Annotated in this window: 20 protein-coding genes; 17 read left to right on the top strand and 3 right to left on the bottom strand. The window is 25.6% G+C overall.

Annotated features, from left to right (window positions below; translation table 11 throughout):
* Positions 1–29 precede the first annotated feature (29 nt).
* The 5 genes from glmU to IGS63_RS03095 all read left to right on the top strand — a co-directional run bounded on the left by glmU (position 30) and on the right by IGS63_RS03095 (position 5,534).
* A complete protein-coding gene (gene glmU, locus IGS63_RS03115; protein ID WP_190615570.1) occupies positions 30–1,370 on the top strand; it encodes a bifunctional UDP-N-acetylglucosamine diphosphorylase/glucosamine-1-phosphate N-acetyltransferase GlmU in 1,341 nt (446 codons plus the stop codon).
* Between the two features lie 5 nt (positions 1,371–1,375).
* Positions 1,376–2,323 (top strand): ribose-phosphate pyrophosphokinase, encoded by a 948-nt coding sequence (locus IGS63_RS03110; protein WP_198423073.1) that lies wholly within the window; start codon positions 1,376–1,378, stop codon positions 2,321–2,323.
* Positions 2,324–2,366: 43 nt separating this feature from the next.
* Complete coding sequence (locus IGS63_RS03105) at positions 2,367–2,966, top strand: 50S ribosomal protein L25 (protein WP_190615569.1); 600 nt, start codon at positions 2,367–2,369, stop codon at positions 2,964–2,966.
* Between the two features lie 3 nt (positions 2,967–2,969).
* On the top strand, positions 2,970–3,545 hold the full coding sequence (gene pth, locus IGS63_RS03100) for an aminoacyl-tRNA hydrolase (protein WP_190615568.1): 576 nt from the start codon (positions 2,970–2,972) through the stop codon (positions 3,543–3,545).
* A 117-nt stretch (positions 3,546–3,662) separates the two neighbouring features.
* Entirely contained in the window at positions 3,663–5,534 is a 1,872-nt protein-coding gene (locus IGS63_RS03095) for a sensor histidine kinase (RefSeq protein ID WP_190615567.1), read from the top strand.
* A gap of 28 nt (positions 5,535–5,562) precedes the next feature.
* Here IGS63_RS03095 and IGS63_RS03090 read toward each other — a convergent pair whose 3' ends face one another.
* Complete coding sequence (locus tag IGS63_RS03090; protein WP_190615566.1) at positions 5,563–7,281, bottom strand: transcriptional regulator; 1,719 nt, start codon at positions 7,279–7,281, stop codon at positions 5,563–5,565.
* A 199-nt stretch (positions 7,282–7,480) separates the two neighbouring features.
* Here IGS63_RS03090 and tmk point away from each other — a divergent pair, with 199 nt between their 5' ends.
* Positions 7,481–8,158 (top strand): dTMP kinase, encoded by a 678-nt coding sequence (gene tmk / locus IGS63_RS03085; RefSeq protein WP_190615565.1) that lies wholly within the window; start codon positions 7,481–7,483, stop codon positions 8,156–8,158.
* A gap of 15 nt (positions 8,159–8,173) precedes the next feature.
* Here the strand turns inward: tmk and IGS63_RS03080 are convergent, their stop codons facing one another.
* Complete coding sequence (locus IGS63_RS03080; protein WP_190615564.1) at positions 8,174–9,103, bottom strand: S-layer homology domain-containing protein; 930 nt, start codon at positions 9,101–9,103, stop codon at positions 8,174–8,176.
* A 109-nt stretch (positions 9,104–9,212) separates the two neighbouring features.
* Here IGS63_RS03080 and aspS point away from each other — a divergent pair, with 109 nt between their 5' ends.
* From aspS to IGS63_RS03025, 11 genes are all read left to right on the top strand, one after another.
* Positions 9,213–10,985 carry an aspartate--tRNA ligase gene (gene aspS, locus IGS63_RS03075; protein ID WP_190615563.1) on the top strand — a complete coding sequence of 591 codons (1,773 nt, stop codon included), beginning with the start codon at positions 9,213–9,215 and terminating at the stop codon, positions 10,983–10,985.
* A 16-nt stretch (positions 10,986–11,001) separates the two neighbouring features.
* Positions 11,002–11,331, top strand: coding sequence for an STAS domain-containing protein (locus IGS63_RS03070; RefSeq protein ID WP_190615562.1), 330 nt, complete (start codon positions 11,002–11,004; stop codon positions 11,329–11,331).
* Positions 11,332–11,340: 9 nt separating this feature from the next.
* The gene (cmk, locus tag IGS63_RS03065) at positions 11,341–12,021 is read left to right on the top strand and encodes a (d)CMP kinase (protein WP_190615561.1); all 681 of its coding nucleotides are present in this window, start codon (positions 11,341–11,343) and stop codon (positions 12,019–12,021) included.
* Positions 12,002–12,844, top strand: coding sequence for a 4-hydroxy-3-methylbut-2-enyl diphosphate reductase (gene ispH / locus IGS63_RS03060; protein WP_190615560.1), 843 nt, complete (start codon positions 12,002–12,004; stop codon positions 12,842–12,844). Before cmk ends, ispH begins: the two co-directional genes overlap by 20 nt.
* Positions 12,845–12,864: 20 nt before the next feature.
* A complete protein-coding gene (locus IGS63_RS03055; RefSeq protein WP_190615559.1) occupies positions 12,865–14,463 on the top strand; it encodes a S1 RNA-binding domain-containing protein in 1,599 nt (532 codons plus the stop codon).
* A gap of 18 nt (positions 14,464–14,481) precedes the next feature.
* Positions 14,482–15,825 (top strand): ribosome biogenesis GTPase Der, encoded by a 1,344-nt coding sequence (gene der, locus IGS63_RS03050; RefSeq protein ID WP_190615558.1) that lies wholly within the window; start codon positions 14,482–14,484, stop codon positions 15,823–15,825.
* A 22-nt stretch (positions 15,826–15,847) separates the two neighbouring features.
* Positions 15,848–16,459 carry a glycerol-3-phosphate 1-O-acyltransferase PlsY gene (gene plsY, locus IGS63_RS03045; protein WP_198423105.1) on the top strand — a complete coding sequence of 204 codons (612 nt, stop codon included), beginning with the start codon at positions 15,848–15,850 and terminating at the stop codon, positions 16,457–16,459.
* A complete protein-coding gene (locus tag IGS63_RS03040) occupies positions 16,456–18,237 on the top strand; it encodes a hypothetical protein (protein WP_190615557.1) in 1,782 nt (593 codons plus the stop codon). Before plsY ends, IGS63_RS03040 begins: the two co-directional genes overlap by 4 nt.
* On the top strand, positions 18,227–18,670 hold the full coding sequence (locus IGS63_RS03035) for a tetratricopeptide repeat protein (protein WP_190615556.1): 444 nt from the start codon (positions 18,227–18,229) through the stop codon (positions 18,668–18,670). Before IGS63_RS03040 ends, IGS63_RS03035 begins: the two co-directional genes overlap by 11 nt.
* Positions 18,671–18,681: 11 nt before the next feature.
* Positions 18,682–20,931: a polysaccharide biosynthesis/export family protein gene (locus IGS63_RS03030; RefSeq protein ID WP_190615555.1), complete on the top strand. Its 2,250-nt coding sequence runs from the start codon at positions 18,682–18,684 to the stop codon at positions 20,929–20,931.
* A gap of 199 nt (positions 20,932–21,130) precedes the next feature.
* On the top strand, positions 21,131–21,685 hold the full coding sequence (locus IGS63_RS03025; RefSeq protein ID WP_190615554.1) for a TetR/AcrR family transcriptional regulator: 555 nt from the start codon (positions 21,131–21,133) through the stop codon (positions 21,683–21,685).
* Between the two features lie 29 nt (positions 21,686–21,714).
* Here the strand turns inward: IGS63_RS03025 and rny are convergent, their stop codons facing one another.
* On the bottom strand, positions 21,715–23,259 hold the full coding sequence (gene rny / locus IGS63_RS03020; protein WP_190615553.1) for a ribonuclease Y: 1,545 nt from the start codon (positions 23,257–23,259) through the stop codon (positions 21,715–21,717).
* Between the last annotated feature and the right edge of the window lie 10 nt (positions 23,260–23,269).

Raw genomic sequence — 23,269 nt, 5'->3', positions numbered from 1 at the left:
TAATGTTAAAATGATTGTGGGGGTGTAATTTGAAAACTTTAATATTGGCTGCAGGAAAGGGTACAAGAATGAAATCGAAGTATCCAAAGGTTATGCACAAAGTTATGGGAATACCTATGTTGAATTGGGTAATTGATAGAGCAAATGAAGTTTCAGAAGATGTTGGAGTTGTTCTTGGACATGGAATTGAAATGGTTAAAGAGATTGTACCAAATAATATAAAAATATTTGAACAAATTGGTATGAAAGGAACTGGTCATGCTGTTATGGCAGCAGAAGAATTTTTGGAAGGAGATAACACATTAATTCTTTATGGAGATGTTCCTTTAATTAGTAATAAAACTTTAAATAATTTATTGAGTAAACATAAAAATGAAGATAATGATGCAACTTTACTAACTATAAAATTAAAAAATCCCTTTGGATATGGAAGAGTTATAAGAGAAAATAATAAATTTAAAAAAATAGTTGAACATAAAGATGCAAATGAAAAAGAGTTAATTATAAATGAAATAAATACAGGAATAGCAATATATAAAACAGAAAAATTGAGAGAAGCTTTGAAAAAAATAAATACAAATAATGCACAAGGTGAGTATTATTTAACAGATACATTTTTATACTTTAATAAAGTTGGAATATTTGAAACTAATGATGAATTTGAAGTATCGGGAATAAATGATAGAGTTCAGCTTTCAATAATAGAAAATGAAGCAAGGAAAAGACATTTGAAAAATTTAATGAAATCAGGAGTAACGATAATAGATCCATCTTCTACATATATTGATTATGGAGTTAAAATAGGTCAAGATACAATAATTCATCCACAAACTTATATATATGGGAAAACAATAATTGGAAATGAATGTGAAATAGGACCTATGACAAGGGTAAAAGATTGTACTATAATGAATAATGTAAAAGTTTTAAGATCTGAATGTGAAGGAGCAGAAATATATAATGATGTTTCAGTTGGTCCATTTACTCGTTTGAGAACAGGAGCCGTTTTAAAAAGTAAGGTTAAAATAGGTAATTTTGTAGAAATAAAAAAGAGTACACTTGAAGAAGGTGTAAAGGCAGGACATTTAACGTATCTTGGAGATGCTCATATTGGGGAAAAAACAAATATAGGTGCAGGAACAATAACTTGTAATTATGATGGTAAAAATAAATTTAAAACAAGTATAGGAAAAAATGCTTTTATTGGAAGTAATGCATCTTTAGTTGCGCCAGTTAAAATAGGAGAAAATGTTATAACGGCAGCTGGTTCTGTTATAACTGAAGATGTTCCAGATAATTCTCTTGCTTTTGGAAGAGCAAGACAAATTGTAAAAAAGGATTGGGTTCTCAAAAAGATGAAGGGAGAGTAAAAAACATGGCTATTGTTGGTAACTCTGAAATGAAAGTCTTTACGGGTAATTCAAATTTACCCCTTGCACAAAAGATAGTTGAATATATTGGTACAAGATTGGGTGATTGTCAAGTTTCTCATTTTGCTGATGGAGAAGTTAATGTAAAAATAAATGAAACAGTTAGAGGTTATGATGTTTATGTTATACAATCTGTTTCTGATCCCGTAAATGATAACTTAATGGAATTATTGGTAATGATAGATGCATTAAAAAGGGCATCTGCTGGTTCTATAACAATAATAATTCCATACTATGGTTATGCAAGACAAGATAGAAAAGCAAAAGGTAGAGATCCGATTACGGCAAAATTAGTTGCTAATCTTTTAACAGTTGCAGGAGCCAATAGAGTTGCAACAATAGACCTTCATGCCGAACAAATACAAGGTTTTTTTGATATACCTGTTGATAATTTATGGAGTTTTCCTGTTTTTGCAAATTATTTTAAGGAAAACGAAGATTTATCTGATTATATAGTAGTATCTCCAGATGTTGGTGGTGTAAAAAGAGCTAGAAAGTTTGCTGAAAAATTAGGTGTTCCGTTAGCAATTTTAGATAAAAGAAGACCAAAAGACAATGTTGCTGAAATAATGCATGTTATAGGAGAAGTTGAAGGGAAAAGATGTATTTTATTTGATGATATAATAGATACTGGTGGATCAATTGTTGGAGCAACAGAAGCATTGATAAAAAACGGTGCAAAAACTGTAACCGCTTGTGCCACTCATGGAATTTTTTCTAAAACAGCAAAAGAAAAGTTACAAAATTCAAAATTAGACAAAGTTATCGTTACAGACACGATATATCATAAGGAGTTGCCAGAAAAATTTGAAGTTTTATCTGTTGCACCGATGTTTGGTGAAGCAGTTGTAAGAATAAGAAAAAATTTATCAGTAAGTATACTTTTTAGATAATAAGTTCATTAGAACAAATATAAAATAAAAGGAGTTGAAGACGATGGCTAGAACAAGAGTTCTTGAAGTAGTCGAAAGAGATTTAAAGAAAAAAGCAAATGTATTGAGAAGTGAAGGTATTATACCAGCAGAAGTTTATGGACCTGGTATAGAAAATAACAGACATATTGGTGTAAATTCAAGAAATTTTGAAAGTATTGTAAGTACAGTAAAAGAAACAACATTGGTTACTTTAAAAGATGAATCAGGAAATGAAGTTGAAGCTTTTGTAAAAACACTTCAAAGACATAAGGTTTCAGATAAAGTTATCCATATTGATTTTTATGTACCAGTAAAAGGTCATAAAATGCATCTTCACATACCTCTAAACTTTGTTGGAGAATGTATTGGTTTATCAAGAGGTGGAAGACTTGAAGTAAGTTATCATGAACTTCCAGTTGAAATCTTGCCAAAAGATATAGTTGAAACAATAGATGTTGATATTACAAACTTAAATGTTCATGATCATATTACAGCAGCAGATATAGCTAAACTTCTTCCAGAAGAAACAAAAATTATCTTAGATCCAGAAGATTTAATTGTTTCAGTAGTACCTAAAGTAATTGAAGAAGAAGTATCAGAGGAAGCAGAGGAAGAAGCTTAATAAATGAAAAAAATAATTATTGGATTGGGAAATCCAGGACCACGTTATGTCTTTACAAGACATAACGTGGGCTTTTTATCAATAGATAGATTTTATGAAATCAATAAAAAATTTATTGATTTTAGAGAAGTTTCTGGAAGAACATTTGAAGGATATGAAAGTTCAAAATATCTTCTTGTAAAGCCGACGACTTTTATGAATTTAAGTGGTCAAGTTTTTATTGAACTTTCAAGAAAGTATGGGCGTATAAATAATACAGATATAGTACTGATTTATGATGATGTTTCACTTGATTTTGGAAAGATAAGGATAAGAAAAACAGGATCAGCTGGGGGTCATAATGGAGTTAAATCAATAATTGCTTCACTTGGAACTCAAGAATTTTTAAGAATAAGAGTTGGTGTTGATAAAAAACCAGAGTATATGAAACTATCTGATTATGTTTTATCTCAGTTTAAAAATGATGAATTATCGGTTATGAATAAAATTTTAGATCCAGTTTCTAATATAATAGAAATGTTAGTTGATAATAAAGTTGATGAAGCAATGAATAAATACAATGGAGAAGTATTTTTATAATATTTCTCCATTGTATTTTATTTTATAAAATATTTGATTTTTTATAAAAATTAGTGTAAAATTTAAATATAAGTTCTTTTATATAAGTATAAAAATTATAATAATGAGGATAGATAAATGAAAAAATTTTTATTTGTTTTATCATTAATAATATTGAATATTTTAACGATTTCAAAACAGATAAATATAAAATATTTTGATATGAAATGGGGAGATTCGCCATATATTAATGGTGAATTTTCTTATATGAATTCTAATGATAATTGGAAAAAATTTAAATACGAAGGGAATACAATAGAAGATAAAAAAGATAATTTTTTGTGGCTTAGATATAAGTTACCGGATGAAAATCTTGAAGGAAAATCATTTTTCTTTTCCTCAATAGTGGGGTACTTGGAAATTTATTGTAATAACAAACTTTTGTATAGAATGATAAATTTAAATACATTAAATAAAAATAAATATTATGGATATCCAGCTGATTTAATACCATTAAAACAAGAGTATAGAAATAAATATTTATATATTAGAATGTATTCTGATAAAAAAGATATAGGATTTATTGGAGAAATAGAAATTGATGATACAATTAATTTATATAAAAAAGAAAAAATAAAAAATATAGATTTTTTATTTTTAGGTGTTTTTTTTACTGTTTTAGGTTTTTTAATATTATTTTTTTCAATATCTTTTAAAAAGAAGGAAAGAAAATCAATAATATCTTTAGCTATATTAATGTTGTCCAGTGGTATATGGAATTTTGAACATCCTTCAATAGCTTATATGAACTTTTTACCTCCAAATATATGGGCAGAATTTTTTGAATATGCAATTATAACGTTACCAATTGGAATGTTTATGTTTTATGAGGCGACATTTGAAAAACATTATAAGAAACTTTCAAGAAGTATGTGGAATATTAATCTTATGTACGTTTGTATAATAGGTTTTTTAGATTTTATAAATAAAATTTTTATAAAAAGTACAGTAAACATACTTTTTTCTACAAGATCTTTATTTTATATTCTTTTTTTTATAGAAGTTTTTGTTATTATTTTTATTTCTTTTAAAGAAATTTTTTATGGGAACAAGGAAGCAAGATTTTACACTATAGGAATTTTATCAGTTATTGGTAGTTCTTTTTATGAAATATTAGGTGAAAGAAGAATGTTTGTTTTTTGGAAGAGACCATTGATGCAATGGGGATTGTTTGTTTTTATAATTTTAGTTATAAAGATAATATTTAATTCACGTGAAAAAGAAAAGAAAATGATAAAGCAATACAGTAAAGAATTAAAGGAGAAGAATATACAATTAAAAGATGCAAATGCAATAAAATTAAATTTTATTGCAAAGATGTCTCATGAATTAAAAACACCTTTAAATGGAGTTTTAGGGTTTACAAAGATGCTTTTAGATGAAACTTTTGGTGAATTAAATGAAAAACAAAAAAATATAATAAAAACAATATATTTGAGTGGAAAACAAATGAATACTTTAGTAAATGAGACAATGATATTTTCAAGAATTAAAAGAGATAAAATAACTTTAAATAAACAAAATATAAAATTACATTATCTTGTTGAAAGAATAATAGATACTCATAAATTGAATTTGAAAAAGAATATTGAGATAATAAATTCTGTAGATAAAGATTGTTTAGTTTATGGTGATGAAATAAGAGTTTATCAAATAATAAATAACTTAATTGGAAATGCTATAAAGTTTACTCAAAGTGGTTATGTGATGATAGAAAGTATTGATAAAGAAAAATATTATGAAATAAATGTAGAAGATACAGGAATAGGTATTCCAGAAAAAGAAATAAATGATATTTTTAATGAATTTAAACAATTAAAAAATACAAATACGGGTCTTGGTTTAGGACTTGCAATAGTAAAGTATTTAGTAAAGATGCATGGTGGAAGTATAAGAGCTGAAAATACTAACAGAGGATCTAAATTTATATTTACGCTTCCTAAAAAATAAAAGAACATTTATATGTTCTTTTATTTTTTTAAATGTAATTTAATATAAAATTTATATCTTCAATAGTTAAGGTATTTTTTAAAGAATATTCGAAAAAAATACATGTTTTTATATAATTCATAATTGTAGTGTTTTTTATTTCAATGAAAGTATGAGTATTCAATATTTTTTTAGCAAGTTCGATTATAACAGCATTTTTTATTTTTTCTTCATGAATAGATTTTAAGATAAGTTCTAAATTTTCATATTTTTTTAAATCAAATAAATTTAGAATTAATGATTCTTTTAAATAATTATTTTCATTTACTTTTAATATGTATAATGATTTTTTTAAATATTTATTAGAGAGTGTTGGCGCTATGTCTTTAATTTTTACAGAAACATTTCCCATAGTTATAGCTTTTACTTTTATATCATTTATTTTATTTATAAAATTGTAGGTTTTTCTTAAGTCAGTATTTGCATAAAAAATTGCTAAATTTGATAAGACTAGATCTTTGTATTTTTCTTCTTTTATAGTATTTAATATTTTAATAGCATCTTCAATGTTATTTAATTTTATTTCTGTTAAACATAAATCCTCTAAAGCAAAATCTCTTGAATTTTGATTTTCTATAGAGTTTGCGGAGTTTAAAGAAATATTCATAAATGTGTTTCCTATATTAATTTTTTCTTTATTAAACATATAAATAGAAATTTCTTTAAAGAGTAAGTATTTTATATAATTATTTTTTATTTCATAAGCTATATCAAGACTATTTACAAATAAATCATTGTTTAAAAAATCCAAGGCTATATTTTTAAAAGCTTTATCTCTTTCATAGTCATTTTTTATTAGCTTTGTTTTCCAATAAGCTTTAGAAAGATAATATTTGTAATTTTCATTATTTTGTTTTAAATAAAAGATTCCAATATGATTTAAAGCCAATGATTTATCAGATTCATCTTCTATAAAATTTAAAAATTCTAAAGCTTTATCAACATTGTTATTATTTAATAGTATATCAATAATTTTTTCTAAAGTAAGATCTTTTATAAAATCTATATCAATTAAGTTAACAATTTCCAAAGTTTTATTTATGTCAATATTTAAATATTCGATAGCTATTTTTTGATAAACATAGTATCTTGATATTTCACGTTTTATTTTTTTTGAAAATTTTAAAGATTCTTCATACTGCTTCTTTTGCAATAAATAAATAGAAATAAATTCATAAATAGAGTCCCTTATTTCATTGTTTTCAATATCTTTTAAGTATTTTAAAGAAATATTTAAAAAATTTTCATTAAAATATGAGGTAGCTGGAAGCGTTATATTTAAAAAATTTTCATTATTTATGGAAAAAGAATTATTTAAAATCTTTTTAGAAAGTGGAAAGTTTTTATACTTATTTATTATTAAGTTTGATTCTAAAAGATATAAATTTTTAATAAATTTATTATTTTTAATTTCTTTTATTTTTAAAATATTTTTAATTAACTTTGGATAATATTTAGCATACTCCCATGCTTTATATCCATAAAAGGTTATTTTTCCATTTTCTAAATTGGTAGACATCTTTGTTGTTTTAGAAGAAAGAATTTTAGATAATTCAGAAATAGTTTTTTGATGGAATGCAAGAGTTTCTTCTAATGATTCAAATTTGTCAGCTTTATTAAAAAAATAAATTGCATTATTAAATTCCTTTGATGTAAAAGAAATTAATGAATATAAAATTAAAATAAAGGTTAATAGCAATCTTTTCATTTTTAATCTCCTTATTGTTTAATGTAGTTTATTTAAATTAAATAAAAACTAATAATTTATCTTTCAATTTTATTATACTATATTTATTTATTATGTAAAAGTCAAAATAAAAAATTTGTTTTTTATTATTAAAAATAAATTTTATCATATTTAATACAATTATAGTATAATGAATGTACTATATAAAAGAGGTGAATTTATGGGGATAATAGTAATAGAAGGTGCAGATGGTGCTGGAAAATCAACTCAAATAGAGTTATTAATTAATTACTTTAAAAAAAATGAAATTAAATATAAGTTTATACATTTTCCTGTTATGGAAGATTCTTTTAGTGGAAAAACAATATCAAAATTTTTACGTGGAGAGTTTGGTGGAGTAAAAGAGGTCAATCCTTACTTTGTTTCAATACTTTATGCAATGAATAGAAATGAATATAAAGATCAAATATTAAATTGGATAAAAAATGGTTATACCATTTTATTAGATAGATATGTTTATTCTAATATAGCTTTTCAATGTGCAAAAATTAAAGATAAAAATAAAAAAGAAGAATTAAAAAAATGGTTGTTAGAAATGGAGTTTGAGTATTATAATTTACCTAAACCAAATTTAACAATTTATTTGGATGTTCCAGAAAATATTTTAATAAAAAGATTAAATTCTAAAAGAAGTGGAGAAGATAGAAATTATTTAAATGGAAGTGAGGATATACACGAAAAAGATTTTGAGTTGCAAAAGAATGTTATAAATGAGTACTTAATGTTAGTAAAAGAAGATGATACATTTTATAAAGTGGAAACTTATGAAAAAGATAAGCATTTGACTCCACATGAAATTTATGAAAAAATAATAAAAATAATAAAAAGTGCGAATTAAAATTCGCACTTTTTATTATTTCATAAAGGCAACAACAGCTATTGATACTCCAGCTGAAATTAAAACAGATAATAAAATATCCATGAAATCAATACCATTTGAATCAGATTTTTTTGAATTTAATTGTTTTACAGAATCAGCTAAAGCATCTATTTCATTTTTATTTTTTGATGTTAAAGATAAAACAGTGGATAAGTTTGAAGAATTTTGAGATGAAACAGATTCAATTTTTGAAATTTTAGAATCTAACAATTTTATTTTATTTTCATCAGCTTTTAAGTCAACTTTAGCATTTAAAGCAGATATTAAAGTTTTTACATCTGATATATCTTTTTTATTTGTAGAAACATTTGCGTTTAAAGCATTTAAATCTGTTCCCATATTTTCATAATTTGAAATAACAGCTGACAAATCTGAAAATTGAGAGTTCAATTTTTCAATGTCTTTTTTTAATTCAGTAACTTCAGTTGAAGTATCTTTAGGAACACTTAAAGCATCTACTTTTTTTTGTAAATTATCTAATTTTGATACGGTATATCCAAGTAATTCATAAGAATTTTTTAAATCGCTAATATTTTTTTCTAAAGATGTTGTTTTTTCATCTAAAGATGAAATTTTAGAGTTTAATAATTTAACATCATCAGATGAACCTGAGTTTGAAGATAATTTTTTGTCTAATTCAGATATTTTTTCTGCTAAAGTAGATATTAAGTTTTGCTCAATATAATCAATAGTTCTTGAAACAGTTAGAGTTAATTGATATCTATTGACTTGTTCTAATCCTTTAAAAGTACCATCTGGATATCCTTCTAATATTCCTATACTTGCAATTCTTTGAACTGCATCATAAGCCCAATGATTTACTGGGACGTCTTTAAAGTTTACAGAAAAAGCTAAACTAAAGGTAAAAATGATAATTAAAACGGACATAAGTATTCGCTTCACGGTTACACCTCCTGAGAATTTTTAAAAGCTACTACTATTTTATCATAAAAGATGGTAAAATAGTAATAATGTGATAATAATTTGATGGCACAATAATATTGATTATTGTATGGAGGTGTTTGTTTTGCTTAAAAAGACTCATAATTGTGGAGAGTTGAATGCTCAATATGAGGGGCAAGAGGTAGTATTAAATGGATGGGTAGATAGAATAAGAGATCTTGGAGGAATAAAATTTATACTTTTACGTGATAGATATGGTAAAACTCAAATATTCTTTGATCCAAATGAAAACAAAGAGTTGTATGAAAAATCTTTAACTTTGGGAAATGAGTATACTGTTGGAATAAAAGGAATTGTAAAGAAAAGACCGGATGATGCTATAAATAAAAATATGAAAACTGGTGATATAGAGATATTGGCTACTGATATAGAGATATTTTCAGAATCAGAAACTCCACCAATTTATGTAAATAAAGATGAGGATATATCTGAAAATTTAAGATTAAAGTATAGATATTTAGATTTAAGAAAAGAAAAGATGCAAAAAAATTTAATAATGAGACATAAAATAATGCAAGCATCAAGAAAATATTTATCAGAAAATGGTTTTTTAGAAGTAGAAACACCATTTTTAACAAAATCAACTCCTGAAGGAGCAAGAGATTTTTTAGTTCCTTCAAGAATAAAACCAGGTAATTTTTATGCATTACCTCAATCACCACAAATATTTAAACAATTATTAATGGTATCAGGTTTCGATAAGTACTTTCAAATAGCAAGGTGTTTTAGAGATGAAGACTTTAGAGCTGATAGACAACCAGAATTTACACAAATAGATTTTGAAGCATCTTTTGTAAAAAAAGAAGATATATTTGAGTATGGTGAAGGTCTCGTAAAAGCTATATTTAAAGAAGCAGTAGGTTTGGAAATAGAGACTCCATTTAGACAAATGAGTTATGATGAAGCTTTAGAAAAATATGGAAGTGATAAACCAGATACAAGATATGGAATGGAATTAATAGAACTTAATGAATATTTTGAAAATACGCAAGCATCATTTATAAAAGAAAAAATAGATAATAATGGAGTTATAAAAGGATTTGTTATTCCTAAAAAAGCAAAAGAATATTCAAGAAAAAAATTTGATTACTTTACCGAATCAGCAAAACAACTTGGTGCAACTGGATTGATATGGATTGCAAATGATGGTGATAAAGTAAGATCTTCAATAAAGAAAATAGCAGAAAAAGAAATACAAGATATACTAAATCATGGTATAATTGATAATGGAGATGTTATGCTACTTCTTACTGGAGATAGAAAAGAAGTTAATAAATTACTTGGTCAGTTAAGAGTAAAAGTAATAAAGGAAGAAATGGAAAAGAAATCTGGATTTGATATTTTATGGATAGTTGATTTTCCTATGTTTGCTTGGGATGAAGAAGAAAACAGAATTACAGCAGAACATCACCCATTTACTATGCCTAATTTAAAAGATTTAGAAATGTATAAAGATGATCCATTAAAGATAAAAGCAGAATGTTATGATTTAGTTATTAATGGATACGAAATGGCAAGTGGTGGTGAAAGAATATACAGAAAAGATATACAAAAAAGAATTTTTGAGATGATAGGTTTAGAGGAAAAAGAAATACAAGAAAAATTCGGATTTCTTTTAGAAGCATTTAAGTATGGAGCACCGCCTCATGCTGGAGCTGCATTAGGTTTAGATAGACTTGTTGCTGTTATTTGTGAAGAGGATTCAATAAAAGAAGTTATAGCATTTCCTAAAACAGCAACAGGATCAAGTCCAATGACAGAAGCTCCGTCAAGAGTGGATGAAAAACAATTGAAGAATTTAAAATTAAAAATAATTGAATAAAAAAGGGGGATTTATTATGGATTTTATAGTAACTTTTAATGAAATTGAAAAAGCATTTGTTATCAAAACTATCGGAGATATAGATGCATACCATTCGGCAACCTTTAAACAAAAAGTTTTAGAACATTTTAATAATACGGATAAAAAAGTGATAGCTTTAGATCTTTCGGAAGTTTCATACATAGATAGTGCGGGCTTGGGTTCGATAGTGTCTTTAATAAAAGAGTCTAAAAAAGCTAAAAAAGAATTAGTACTATATGCTCTCCAACCACAAGTAAAAAAAATATTTGAAATGACAAAATTAGACAAAATAATAAGAATAATAGATACAGAATCTGAAATATAGTTTGAGAGGATGGGAGTTTTGATACATATAGCAATTGATGGACCTGCTGGTTCTGGAAAATCTACGATAGCAAAAAAAGTTGCAGAAAAATTCAATATAAATTATTTAGATAGTGGTGCACTTTATAGAATAATAGGATATTATATTTTTAATGAAAATATTAATTTAGAAGACGCCAATGGAATAGTTAATTCCCTTGGCGATATTGATATTATCTTATCTGAAGGAAAGTATCGTTTAAATGGAAAGTTAATAGATGATCAAATAAGAACATATAATTCAGGAAAATTAGCGTCAAGAGTTGCAAAAATTCCTGAAGTTAGAAAAAAAGTAAATTATATTTTAAAATCAATTTCTTCTAAAGAAAGTACTGTAATAGATGGAAGAGATATTGGAACTGTTGTTTTACCAAAGGCAGAAGTTAAAATATATTTAACTGCATCTGCTAAGGAAAGAGCAAATAGACGATATAAAGAATTGATTGAAAAAGGTGAAAAAGTAAATTTTGAAGATGTCTATACTGAAATAAAAAAAAGAGATGAAGCTGATACAAATAGAACAATTGCACCATTAAAACCGGCAGAAGATGCCAAAATAATTGATACAACTGGTAAAAAAATAGAAGAAGTTTTAAGTGAAATATATACAATTGTTGAATCGGAGTTAAAAAATGGAAATAAAAATAGCTAAAAAAACAGGTTTTTGTTATGGTGTCGATAGAGCTTTTAATGGAGTTAAAACTCTTGCAAAAGAATCAAAAGAAAAAGTATATATTTATGGAGAACTTGTACACAATAAAGAAGTTATTAAAAATTTATCAGAATCAGGAATTGAAAAGATTGATAATTTAAAAGAGTTTCCACAAAAATATGAAAATAGTACAGTTGTCATAAGAGCACATGGAATTCCAAAAAAAGAAAGAGAACAATTGAAAAAATTTAAAAAAGTAGTTGATATGACATGTCCAATAGTACAAAATTTAGTTGATTACACAAATGATGTACAATTAAAAGGGTACTATATAGTTGTTTATGGAAAAACAAATCATCCTGAAATGATTTGTTTAAAGGGAAATGTTGACGAAAAAAAAATTAATATTACACTTGAACCTTATAAGTTAAATACAAATAAGATTTGTATTATATCTCAAACAACTGTAGATAATGATTCATTCAAAAAATTTTATATGAAAATGATGGAGATTAATAATTTTTCTGATATAATAATTAAGAATACGATATGTAAAGAAACTTCTTTTAGAGAAGAAGAAGCAAAAAAATTGTCAAAATGGGCAGAATGTGTTATAGTTATAGGTGGAAAAAATAGTTCTAATACTAGAAAATTATACAATATTTCTTTAGAGCATTGTAAAAACACACATTATGTAGAAAATTATAAAGAATTAAGTGAAAACATAAAAAATAATGAAAAAGTAGCAATCCTTACGGGATCATCTACACCACAATGGTCTATAAAAGATGTAGTTGATTTCTTAAAAGGCAATATTTCTTAATATAACAGGGAGGTTTCACAATGGAAGAAATGTCATTTGAAGAATTATTGAATGAAAATGAAATGAATGAAATCAAGAGGGGGAAACTATTTAAAGGAGAAGTTGTTAGAATAGCCAGTGATGGTATATGGGTTAGTCTTGAAGCAACTGGAGATGCACTTGTAAAGAGTGACGAATTAGTAAAAAATATTTCTGAATATAAAATTGGAGATCCTATATCAGTAGTTGTTACTAAAACTAATGATGAAACAGGTATAAATTCTGCTTCTGAAAGAAGAGCATTAGGAGAAAAACTAAGAGAAGAAATAAAAGAAGGAGCAGTTTTAAAAACAAAATTTGAAAAAAGGTTAGAAAAAGGATATCAAGTATTAATAGGTAATGCAGTTAGAGCATTTTTACCTGGTTCTTTATCTATGTTAAAACCAACAGATAAAATGCCTGAAAATGAAATGGATATGAAAGTAATATCAGTTAGGGGAAGAAGAATAGTAGTTTCAAGAAAAGATATAATTGAAGAACAACAAAGAGAAATTTATGAAAATTATAAAGAAAATATGATAGTAGAAGGAACTGTAGATAGCATTAAAAATTTTGGTGCTTTTGTTAAGTTAAATGATTATGTTAATGCTTTAATACCAGTAAGTGAAATTAGTTGGGATAAGAATGTAAATATAAATGAAGTATTAAAAATTGGTTCAAAGGTAAAAGGAGTAATAATTAGATTAGATCAAGATAAGAAAAAAATATCAATATCTTTAAAGCAATTAAAAGATAACCCTTGGACGAATATAGAAGAAAAATATCCAATAGACAGTGTTGTTACTGGAATAGTAACAAATATTTTCCCATTTGGTTTCACAGTAAAAGTAGAATCAGGTGTAGAAGGATTAGTACATGAATCAGAAGTTTTTTGGGCAAGAAGAGGAAAAATTAAAGATGTTGTTTCAATTGGAGACAAAGTTGAAGTTAAGGTTCTTGGAATAAATAGAGAAAAAAATAGATTATCTTTGAGTTATAAACAGGTTTTAGGAAATCCTTGGGAAGAAATTGAAAATAAATATAATATTGGAAATGTAGTTGGTGGAAAAGTTGAAAAAGTTTTACCAAATGGAGCTATAATAAAGCTTGAAGAAGGAATAACTGGATTTGTACATGTTTCTGAACTTTCATGGAACTTTGTTGACAATGTAGAAGAAGCTTTAAATGATGGTGATAATGTAAAAGTTAAAGTTTTAGATATTGATAAGGAAAATCAAAAAATGAAACTTTCTATAAAACAAGCAATTGAAAACCCTTGGAAAAAAGTTGTTAATGAATTAAAGGTTGGAGACTATATAAATGGAAAAGTGATTAGATATGCAGGAACTGGAGCCGTTGTTATTGTTGAAGATTATAATGTTGAAGCCTTTTTACCAGTAAAAAAAGTATCTTATGAAAAAATAGAAGATATAAAAAATGTTTTAAAAATAGGAGATTCATTAAAAGCTAAAGTATTAGATATAGAATTTGAAAATGAAGAAAAAAAAGGTAATATGGTAATAAGTGTATTAGATGTTATAAAAGATGAAGAAAGAAAAGAATTAGATGAGGCAATAAAAAAAGTAAATGAAGATGCTTAATGCCTAAGAGGTGAGAAAATGGCAGAACCAATAGTTTTAATAATAGGAAAACCAAACGTCGGAAAATCAACTTTATTTAACAGAATAATAAGAGAAAAAAAATCAATAGTATTAGATTTCCCTGGAGTTACCAGAGATCATGTTTACGGTGAGGCACGCTGGGGTGAGCGTGCCTTCACCTTAGTTGATACTTGTGGAATATTTGAAAATCCTGAGGGTATTATAGAAAGACAACAAAAACAAGTAGTCTTAAGTAGTGTAAAGGAAGCTTCTTTAGTTTTATTTGTAATTGATGGAAGAGAAGGAATAACTTCTGAAGATATACATGTAGTAGAGTTTTTAAGAAAAGCTGGAGTAGAAATAGTATTTGTTGCAAATAAAATAGAATCTTATGAAAAGTATGAAAGAAATATTCTTCCAGAACTTTATGAAATAGGATTTGGGGAACCTATTCCAGTATCAGCAGAACACAATAAAAATATTGATGAATTGATAGATACAATCTTAGAAAGATTGGAACAACAAGGAATTGACACAACTTTAAGGGAAGAAAATGATGATGAAATAGTAAAAGTTGCAATAATAGGAAAACCAAATGCTGGAAAATCATCATTGTTTAATAAAATCACAGGATTAAAAAAAGCTATTGTTTCTGATATACCAGGAACAACAAGAGATATTGTTGATGAAATAGTAGAGTTCGATGGTAAAAAATATAAGTTTATAGATACAGCTGGTATGAGAAAAAAATCAACTGTTGAATATGGAACTGTTGAAATGTATTCAATAGTTAGAACAATAAAAGCTATTGAAAGAGCTGATGTTGTTATTATTGTAGTTGATTCAACCGAAGGAATAACTCATCAAGATCAAAAAGTTGCAGGTCTTGCAGAAAACAAAGGAAAAGCAACAATAGTTGCTTTTAATAAATGGGATCTTGTTAAAAATCAATCTATTAAGAAAAAAGAATATGAAGAATATTTTGAAAAAGAATTTTATTATATAAAGTATAGTCCTGCAATATATACATCAGCAGAGAGAGGGTGGGGTATAGAAGAACTTATTGACTCAATAGATATAGTAAATAAGTCAAGAAATAGAAGAATACCAACGAGTGCTTTAAATGCAGCTTTAGAAAGATATTTGATGGTTTCTCCACCACCAGTAAAAAAGGGAAAAAGAATTAAATTTTATTATGCAACACAAGTAGATGTAAAGCCACCTGTATTTACTTTCTATTCAAATCAACCAGAAAATATTCCTAAAACTTATGCACAGAGTTTAAGAAACATGATAAGAAAATACATAGATCCTTTTGTTGGAACACCATTGTTTATAAAGTTTGCAGAAAGAAAAAAATAGTTTTTATGGAGGTGTGAAAAGGTTGACTTCGGTAATTTTGTTTTGTATACTGGGTTATGTTGCCGGTTCTATACCTTTTAGCTATATTATACCAACTTTATTTGGAAAAGACATAAGAAAGGTTGGAAGTGGGAATGTTGGAGGAACTAATGTTTTAAGAACTCTTGGATTTTTACCTGGTTTTATATCAATAATGCTTGATATTTTTAAAGCTTTTATTCCAGTTTTTGTTGCAAAAATATTCTATGGTAATATATCTTGGATACCATACTTAACAGCCTTTTTTGCTATAATAGGACATGATTATCCTATCTGGCTTAAATTTAAAGGTGGAAAAGGAGTAGCTTCAACTGCTGGAGTTATGTTTGGACTTAGTGGAATATCAGGATTGATTTTTGTTATGATATGGATACCAATAACTTTAGTAACAAAATATGTATCTGTTGCTTCAATATCAGCTTTAATACTTTCATCAATATTTAGTTTTTTTTATGATTTTAAACTTGGTATTTTAATGGTTATATTGGCTATAATTGGTACATATAAACACAAAGATAATATAATTAGATTATTAAATGGAAATGAAAATAAAACAGATATATTTAAAATTTTTAAGAAAGGAATTAAAAAATGAAAAAGTTTTTTTTAATTTCTATTCTACTTTTATTGTTTATAAATGTTTTTACAAGTGAATTAACTAAAAGAGAGTTTGATTCAAGAATAAAATTTTCAGAAAGTTTAAAACTCTTGTTTGATAATAAAAAATATGAAGCAAGAATAAAGCTTGCTGATGCAATTTCTGGAGAAGTTTATATTGAAGATATACCAAAATTTTGGTATTATGCTGCAAAACTTGATTTACAACTTGGAAGAATAGATAAAGCCAAGCAGGATTTAGATAATATCCTGCTTTTTTCTGCGCAGAATGAAAATGTTAATACATTAAAAAATTTTATTAGAAATATTGAAAAATTTTCATTAACGGATTATTCTACACCTATTTTTTTAGATATTGAAAAAATAAATGGTAATTATAAAAGTTATGAAAGGTTTTATTCACCAGTAGATGCAGAAGTTTTAAATTCTGAAATATATATATTAGATTCTACAAATAATAGAATTTTTAAGAAAAATGATGAAGAACAATGGATAAAATTACCAAAAATGACGTATTATGGAATGACTAGTGATAATAAATTAAATAGAATATATCTTGGAACAAACAAAGGAATTTATTATTTTAATTCTTATGCAAAAAATAATTTTTTTAATATAAATTTTAAAGATACTGCTGAAAGTACTACTTCTACAAATACAGAATCTAAATTATTTAAATTGACTAATGATGGTAGTTATGCTGTATTTGATGTTGATAATGCTGGAAGAATATGTGCTTTTGATTCATACAAAGGATACTTAACAATATTTGGATACGATGGTGAAATTTTACAGCAAAAAAAATTTGATTATAATGTAATCTTTACATCTGGAGTTTATTATCAAAATAAAATCTATCTTTTAGAATCAATTTCAAAACAAATATATGTTTATGATACTTTAACAAAAAGAGTTATAGATAAAGTTCAATTAGATAAAAATGATTTTTATAACTCTATTACAGTTCTTCCATGGGGACCATTATTAATTGATTCTTATAAGAAAGGAATTTTCATTTTTAATTTAGAAAATAAAAAAGTAACTCCAACAAAAATAAAAAATTTTTATGGAAAAATCAAACTAAAGTATGGAATTTTAACTTTAATAGATTCTAAAAATAGTAATGTGTATATTAAAAGAGTTGTTTCTAAAAGTAAATCTATATACAATATAAATATATATGGATTATTTTTTGATAAAGAAAAATTGAAAGTTAGTGGTAAGATAAATGTATCAGATCTTAATGGAAATAATATAGAGTATTTATTAAAAAATTTTTATGTTAATGACACTGGGGGAAGAGTTAATTTCAATTATACAAGAAATTTTATTAAAACTAATGTATATACATATAATTCAATAGAAGAATTTTTTAAAACTGGAATTTCACAAATAAAAACAGATTCTTTTATAATAACAAAGGGGAATATTAAAGAAAAACCAAAAGCTGAAAAAATAATTCCATTACTACTATCTGGAAGTTCTATTTTTTATTTAAGAGACTTAAATGATTTAACAGATGTTTTAAATAATATTATTTATACTACTGGAGGAATAATAATATCTCCTGAAGAAGAAAATTATTTAAACAAATATTTAAATTTTGCATATAATCCAGTTGATATGATTGATTATAGTTTAACTCCACCAATAGTTCAGGGAATAAAACAAACTAAAGTTACAATAAATATGAATAAACAAATACTTAGTGATACTCTTTATTACTTTACAGAAGGTGTTGGCCTTGGTGAATGATGCATATTATTATAATAAAATAGGGAATGATTTACTATCAAAAAAATCATACGATGAAGCACTTTTAATGTATTTAAAAGCAATATCGATAAACTCAAAAGAACCAATGTTTTATCATAATGCGGGTGTATGCTTAATGCTAAAAGGTGAAAGTGAAAGAGCAATCTCATTGTTTGAACATGCAATAAAAATAGGGATAAATTTAGATGAAACAAAGTATTATTTAATAAAAATACTTTTTGAATTAGAACGTTATGAAAAGGTTGTAAATAGTTCTTTACCAGAAAAAAACTTTAAAATAGATGCAATGATATTAAAGGCAAAAGCTGCACTGAGAATTAATAAAAATGAAGATGTAAAAAAAATATTGAATGAATTAGAAATTTTGGGATATACCTCACAAGAAACAGAATTAATACAAAAAATGATATAAGGAGGATTTGTATGAAAAAAATAAGTTTATTAATAGTTTTATTTGTTTTACCAATAGTTTTATTTTCATACACACTTAGAGTAGGAGATACTATTGGAATGTTTGTTTTTGGATATCCACAGTATACGATGGATTCTTTAACAATAGGTCCAGAGGGTATTATTACAGTTCCACCTATTGGAAGAATAAAAGTATCTGGTATGGAAGTTTCAGAGGTTGAAAATATAATATCAAAAAAATTACAAAACTATGTAAAAACACCAAATATAACTATTGGAATTACTCAATATGCTCCTTTTATTGTAAATATTTTTGGAAATGTATCAAGAAATGGAGTTATAAATATACAAAAAAGTTCAATAAAACTTTCAGAATTAATAGCACTATCTGGAGGATTAAAAGATTATTTATCATCATTTAATGCAGTAGTAACTTATCCAAATAATGTAACAAAAACTTATGATATTTCTTGGATATACAATGGTGGAACTGGAGAAGATCCTATAATAACAGAAAATAGTAGAGTTGTTATACCTTATGAAAATCAAAACAAAATAAATGTTTTTTCTGAGTTTGGAACAACATCATTCACATATTTCAATGGAATCACATTAAAATATATTATTTCAAAGCAAAATGTTCCTATTTCTAACATAGACGATAAAATTACTTTATTAAGAGATGGAAAAACAGAAATCTTTTCAATAGATGAAGTAATAAAAAATGAAGATGTTTTGTTAAAAAGAAATGATACTATAATTTTAACAAAATTACAAAAATATGTTTATGTAGATACAGAAAAAAAATATGTAAAAGTTAATTTTGAAAAAAACGAAGATATGACAATAAAAAATATTTTATCAAAATTGAATATAAATCCAAGCGTAATAAATAAAATAACAGTAAATTCTAAAGAATTTGATATGAATTCTAAATTAAATACAGAAGATTTTGTTAAAATAGAGTATTTAAAGAATTATGTGTACCTTTCAGGAAGTTTTGGCATATCAGGAAGAATTGCTATTGATCCACCAGAAAAACTTACATTAACAAAAATTTTATCATTAGCTCATGGATTTAAAAATGATTTTTCTGGAAAATTAGATGTCCTTTTAAATGGCAATATGAAAGTATACAATATAAATGTGAACAAAATAGAAACTTATAAAGATATTGTGTTTGAACCACAGTCAACAATAATAGCTGAAAGTGAAGAAAAAGTAGCATACATTATAGGCGATTTATCCGATTCAAGAGCTTATAATACAGGAGATACGTTGTTTGATTTATTAATAAAATATCAATTGAATGAAGCTTACAATATAAAATATTCAGTTGATGGAAATGTTGGAAATATAAAGGGAAATGAAATAGAAAAAGAAAAGAATATAGAATTAAAAGGTAAAGTAATACTTGATATTTCAAAGATAAAAGAAAATAATGTAATAGTATACAAAGAAGGAGTAACAAAAATTATAAATAAAAATAAAGTAACATTAATGGATATAATTTCTTCTGTAAATGGATTTGAACCTGTGAATAGAGGGATTTTAAAGATATATAATAATAATAAATTAATAAAATCCTACACTGAAAAAAATATTTGGAATAATACATTAGAAGAAGTACCAATGGGTTCGTATGTAATTGTACAACCAGAAACACAGTATTCTTATATAACTATTCTTGGAAATGTTTCTCCAAAATCTTTAAAAACAGATATACCTATTAAATTAACTGATGTATTATCTTCTACTAATTTTAATTGGCAAGTACAGGATGAAGTTATAGTTTATTCAGAAGATAAAAAAGATGTAGTTAATACTCAAGATATAGAAAAAATTAAAGATTATGAAGTTGAACCCGGATCCATAATATTTGTTTCTCAGTCAAAACCAAAATTAATATATGCTTTTGGAGAAATAAATAAACAAGGTGTTGTAGAGTATGTAAAAGGATTAACTTTGTTAGATTATATATTTAGAGTTGGTGGAATAAAACAAACAGGGGAACCTTCAAAGATATTTTTATTTAAAAATGGTCCAGGAAATCCACCTATAACCCTTGATATAAGTGGAATAATGAATTCAAATCCAATAAAATCTCCAATGAATCCAGTGTTAAATCCAGGAGATATAATATTTGTTCCTAAGAATGCTCTTACAGGTGTTTTTGATGTAATGAATACAGTAACAACTTTTATGAACTTTATTAAAACAGGAACAGAAACATATACAACAGTTACTAATGCTATAAAATAATTTATATTATATTTAAAAAGAGGTAGATTATCTACCTCTTTTTAAATATTTAATGAAACATATTTAAAAAATAAACTTTAATGATATTTTTTAATCTTATAACGTTAACTTTTAATTAATATATCAAACATCTCTTATTAAAATAATAGGGTTATAATATTATTAATAATTATAAAATTTAGGAAAAGGAGTGAATAATATGGCAAGAAGACCAAATCCTGAACTAAGATTAAAGAGAAAAAAAGAACTAATGAATTCAATAATAAGTATAATAAATGAAAATAGTATTAGTGCTACAACAACAAGAAAAATAGCTAATGAAGCAGATTTAACCATAGCATCTTTGCATTATTATTTTGGTTCAAAAGATGGTGCAATGGTAGAAACTGCAAGATTTATATTAGATACTTGGATAACAGACATATTAGAAGCACCAGGAGATTTTGAAAAGAAAATAGTAAAACTATTTACTCCATCAGATAATATGGCAGCTTTTTCTCAGATAATAACATATCCATATAGATCAAAAATAACATTAAAGATGATAAAGGAAATAGATGATAAATTTAATATTTTAATAAAAGATGTATTGAGAGCCAAAGGCTTTGATGTTGATGCTTCATTTACAGTAGCAGATGTTTTAAAAACGTTTTTAATAGGATTGGGATTTAAAGGTTACGTTTATCCAGAAATAATAAAGGAAGAAATTAAAGTAGTTACTGAATTTTTAAATCTAAATAAAGAAAGAGAATAAAAAAATACCCTTTTAAAAAGGGTATTTTTTTATGAAGCGTAAGATACACTTCTTTTTTCTCTTATTACAGTTACTTTTATTACACCAGGATATTGCATTTTTTCTTCTATTTGATGTGATACATCGTGAGATAATTTTTCTGCAAGAGCATCGTCTATTTTATCAGGTTGAATTATTATTCTAACTTCTCTACCAGCTTGAATTGCATAAGCTTTATCTACATATCTAAATGATTTAGCAATTTCTTCGAGTTGTTCTATACGTCTTACATAATTTTCAAGTGCTTCACGTCTTGCACCAGGTCTAGCGGCTGATAAAGCATCTGCTGCACCAACTAATATTGCTTCTGGAGTCATTGGATCAACTTCATTGTGATGATATTGAATTCCATTTACAACAGCTGGTTTTTCATTGTATCTTTTAGCTATTTGTCCTCCTACAATTGCATGTGATCCTTCAACCTCATGATCAATTGCTTTACCTAAATCATGGAAAAGAGCAGCTCTTTTTGCAAGTTCAACATTTAAGCCAAGTTCATTTGCCATTAATCCAGCAAATTGAGCAACTTCTATAGAATGTTCAAGCACATCTTGACCATAACTTGTTCTAAATTTAAGTCTTCCAAGCAACTTAATTAGTTCAGGATGAGGTGATTTTATTCCTACTCTCATTATTGCTTCTTTACCAGCTTCTTTTATAAATTCTTCAACTTCTTTTTTTGATTTATCGTATATTTCTTCTATTCTTGCTGGATGTATTCTTCCATCTGCAACTAGAGCTTCAAGAGTTCTTTTTGCTATTTCACGTCTCAATGGATTGAAACAAGATAAAACAACAATTTCTGGAGTATCATCTATTATTAAATCTGTTCCAGTTAGTTTTTCAAATGTTCTAATATTTCTTCCTTCTCTTCCTATTATTCTACCTTTCATATCATCTGTTGGTAATGTAACTGTTGACGTTGTTATTTCAGAAGTAACATCAGATGCATATCTTTGAATTGAAGTTGTAATTACCCATTTTGCATATTTTTTAGCATCATCTTCATATTCTTCTTTCATTTCTTTATACTTTTGTGCTAAAGTTTTTTCATATTTTTCTGTTACTTCGTTTAATATTATTTGTTTAGCTTCTTCCTCTGTTAAAGCAGCAATTTCATGTAATTTATTTTCTGCTTCTAATAACTTTTCTTTAATAGATTCTTTTTCAGTTTCTAATTTTTCTTTTAAAGTTTCTATATTTTGTTCTTTTCTATCTAAATTTTCTTCACGTCTAATTAATCTTTCTTCGAGTACTTTAAAATCATTTTTTTGTTTTTTTAATTCACGTTCTGCTTCATCTTTCATTTTATGTATTTCTTCACGTGCTTCTACGAGTTCTTTTTTTCTTAATGCCTTAGCTTCTTCTTTTGCTTTAATTTTAAGTTCTTCTGCATCTTTTTTTGATTGGTTTAAAAATTTTTCAATTTCTTCTTTTTTTAATTTTAAAGAACCAATAAATTTTTTATTTCCAATATAAATCCCAAAAAAAATGGATATTATACCTACTAAAAGTGCAATGAAAATGGTAATCATTTTATTAAAA

The sequence above is a fragment of the Tepiditoga spiralis genome (genome assembly GCF_014701195.1).
Taxonomy (GTDB): Bacteria; Thermotogota; Thermotogae; order Petrotogales; family Petrotogaceae; genus Tepiditoga; species Tepiditoga spiralis.
The sequence above is the reverse complement of the archived record's forward strand: the minus strand, read 5'-3'. Positions and strand labels throughout refer to the sequence as shown.